Source organism: Streptococcus sp. 477 (genome assembly GCF_013277295.1).
In the GTDB taxonomy this organism is placed as follows: domain Bacteria; phylum Bacillota; class Bacilli; order Lactobacillales; family Streptococcaceae; genus Streptococcus; species Streptococcus pseudopneumoniae.
In genome coordinates this window covers 1-1836 of the sequence record NZ_VMMQ01000040.1, presented here as the reverse complement: position 1 = coordinate 1836, position 1836 = coordinate 1, and the positions used below count along the sequence as shown (strand labels likewise).

Annotated in this window: 1 protein-coding gene; it reads left to right on the top strand. The window is 36.9% G+C overall.

All coding sequences use genetic code 11. The features are described from left to right. Positions 1–129: 129 nt before the first annotated feature. On the top strand, positions 130–1836 hold a 1707-nt coding region (locus HT691_RS05900; RefSeq protein ID WP_172921750.1), incomplete at its 3' end, for an IS1634 family transposase.

Below are 1836 nucleotides of genomic sequence, written 5' to 3'. Positions count from 1 at the left end.
GACTTTGACAGTTGTGAAGTGAAAAACTCCTCATAAAGGTTGATATAAGGGGATTTTCTTGTCAAATTTCACCGTTTTTTATTTGCGTACTTTTCCGTACTTTGTTATAATAGAGCGAGGTATAAAAAGATGAGAGTGAAACAATCAAAGTCAAAAAACACTATCAACTACGCTATTATTAAAGACATCAAGGTTGGAAATAAACGGACTTCTACTATCGTAGAAAACTTAGGCAATCATAACACACTCTTAAAAGAACATCCTGATATGGAACCTCTTGAGTGGGCTCGTTTACGTGCCAAGGAATTAACTGAGAAAGAAAAAGAAGAAAATAAAGATTTCCTCATTACCTTTAGTCAGAACAAACAGTTAAAACAAAATCAATTGAACGAATATCATGGAGGCTATCTCTTCCTACAAGACCTCTATCATCAACTAGATTTGCCTAGAATTAACAAAGAAATCCAAAAACGACATCGTTTTAATTTCTCTCTAGATGATATCCTATCTCGATTGATTTATGGACGGATTCTAGCTCCTGCTTCAAAACGATCCACCCTAGAATTTTCAAAAACATTACTCGAACCTAAAGAATTTGAACTCCAACATTTTTATCGGGCTCTTGAAGTTATTTCTAATGAAACAGAGTTTATACAAGAACAAACCTATCAAACTTCAAAAAAGATGACCCAACGACAGACAGAAGTTCTCTACTATGACTGTACTAACTTCTATTTTGAAATTGAAGCTGAAGATGAGGAAGGACTTCTGAGACAATACGGTCCATCTAAAGAACATCGCCCAAATCCAATTGTGGAGATGGGACTCTTTATGGACAAACAAGGAATTCCCCTAGCTTTCTGTATCCACCCTGGAAATACAAATGAACAAACTACTCTTAAACCATTAGAAAGAAAGATTGTCAAGGAGTACAAGGCTTCAAAATTTGTAGTCTGTACAGATGCTGGACTCTCATCAAAAGCCAATAAGATGTACAATTCTTTTGGGGAACGTTCCTATGTCACAACTCAATCTATCAAGAAGTTAAAGAAAGAATACAGAGACTGGGCTTTGGATAAAAGTGGTTGGCGAATGGTTGGGGATAAGAATCCTATCTTTTACAATCTGGATGAGCTAGAGCACAGAGAGGAATTAAAAAAACAGCTCTTCTTTAAAGAATCTCCTTTTTATGATGAAGATTTACCAAATCAACGCTTGATTGTGACCTTTTCTACTAAATATCAAGACTATCATCGAACGATACGAGAGAGACAGATTGAACGGGCTAGTAAGTTACTGGGCAAGCCCAGCCAAGCTACCAAGAAGAGACAAACCGATTTTAAGAGATTTCTGAAAGAAACAAGTACTACCAAAGAAGGGGAAATCGCCGAGAAAAGGATTCTAACTCTTGATGAGGAACGTATTCAAGAAGAGGCTCAATATGATGGTCTCTACGCCGTAGCCACTAATCTAGATGAAGATATCCAGACAATTGTAGTCATCAATCAAAGGCGGTGGGAAATTGAAGAGAGTTTTCGTATCATGAAGCAGGAACTACGAGCCAGACCCGTTTATCTCAGCCGTTCAGATAGGATTCAAGCACATTTCACTATTTGTTTCCTAGCACTAATGATTTATCGTCTCTTGGAAAAACAACTAGGAGAAACAGTCACCTGTTCAGAACTCATCCAAACCTTACGCAATTACAAGTTCAAACATCTTTATGGAGCAGGATATCTTCCAACTTACACCAGAACAACTATCACGGATCAACTCCACCAAGCATTTGGTTTCCAAACTGATTTTGAGATTATAAGCGAAAAAAATATGAAAAAA